Origin of the sequence: Rathayibacter sp. AY2B7 (assembly GCF_002931635.1) — a bacterium.
GTDB lineage: Bacteria > Actinomycetota > Actinomycetes > Actinomycetales > Microbacteriaceae > Rathayibacter.
The window spans coordinates 1-1,082 of sequence record NZ_PSUC01000222.1; the positions used below are offsets into that span (position 1 = coordinate 1).

Consider the following 1,082-nt stretch of genomic DNA (forward strand, 5'->3'; position numbering starts at 1 on the left):
CCGCTGCTCGGAGTGCGGGTGGACGACCGCGAAGTGGGTCGGCCGCTGCGGCGAGTGCCAGCAGTGGGGCTCCGTGATCGAGAGCACCGAGCGCACCGGCCTCGTCCGCGCGGTCGCCGCTGTGGCTCCGGCCGCCGGCCGCATCGCGCGGCCCATCACCGAGATCGAGACCACGTCGGCGGCGCACCGCCCCACCGGCGTGGGCGAGCTCGACCGCGTGCTCGGCGGCGGGATCGTCTCCGGTGCGGTCGTGCTGCTCTCGGGAGAGCCCGGCGTGGGCAAGTCGACCCTCCTGCTCGAGGTCGCGAGCCGCGCCGCGGCCGAGGGCCAACGGGTCCTCTACGTCAGCGCGGAGGAGTCGGCCGCGCAGGTGCGCATGCGGGCCGAGCGCACCGGCGCGATGCACGACAGCCTCTTCCTCGCGGCCGAGACCGACCTCGCCACCGTGCTCGGCCAGATCGACGAGGTCCGGCCGGACCTGCTCATCGTCGACTCGGTGCAGACGGTCGCGAGCGACACCGTCGACGGCCTGCCCGGCGGTCCCAGCCAGGTCCGCGAGGTCGCCGCGACCCTCATCCGCGTCTGCAAGGAGCGGGCGCTCCCCCTCGTGCTCGTCGGACACGTCACGAAGGACGGCTCCATCGCGGGGCCGCGCCTGCTCGAGCACCTGGTCGACGTGGTCTGCCACTTCGAGGGCGACCGGCAGACGGCGCTGCGCTTCGTGCGCTCGCTCAAGAACCGCTTCGGCCCGACGGACGAGGTCGGCTGCTTCGAGATGACCGCCGAAGGCATCGCCGAGATCCCCGACCCGAGCGGTCTGTTCCTCAGCCGCACCCGCTTCCCCACCCCGGGCATCTGCGTCACGGTCGCGATGGAGGGACGCCGCGCGCTCCCCGTCGAGATCCAGGCGCTCGTGATCGCGAACGACGGCGAGCACCCCCGCCGCGTCACGAACGGAGTCGACGCGTCCCGGGTCGCGATGATCCTCGCGGTCCTCGAGCGGCAGGCGGGCATCCCCCTGCGGCGCTGCGACGTCTACGTGTCGACCGTCGGCGGCGTGAAGCTCATGGAGCCGGCGGCGG

General features: G+C 73.8%; 1 protein-coding gene. It reads left to right on the forward strand.

The window, feature by feature from the left end; translation table 11 throughout:
* Positions 1 to 1,082 (forward strand): DNA repair protein RadA (radA, locus tag C5C27_RS17535; protein WP_104315041.1); only part of this gene is annotated, 1,082 nt, incomplete at both ends.